Annotated in this window: 1 pseudogene; it reads right to left on the bottom strand. The window is 48.8% G+C overall.

Annotated elements, in window-relative coordinates:
* Positions 1-301: pseudogene (locus DNI29_RS23880) on the bottom strand (hypothetical protein); the annotation flags it as partial.

Consider the following 301-nt stretch of genomic DNA (forward strand, 5'->3'; position numbering starts at 1 on the left):
GCCGATACCTTTACTCCTGAGATAACATTATCCTGAATATTCACAGGAGGACTGCCGTAGACCGGATGGTATTTGCAAGTAAAGCTCTGAACGGCATAGGAAGCCAAGTCCTCGGCGGAATTGATATTGACCGGCTTGGTAAATTCTATCTCAAAACCATCTGGCATGGCTTTGACGGTTCTCATTTCGAAAGGGATTTCATTGTTCCAAACCATACGCTGCAAGCCTTCATTGGCTTCGCCTGCCGAACCCCAACCCCTGTTGGTCTCGCCTACAAAAAGCGACTTGTCCGCTCCGAAGG

Origin of the sequence: Hymenobacter sediminis (assembly GCF_003231285.1) — a bacterium.
Taxonomy (GTDB): Bacteria; Bacteroidota; Bacteroidia; order Cytophagales; family Hymenobacteraceae; genus Hymenobacter; species Hymenobacter sediminis.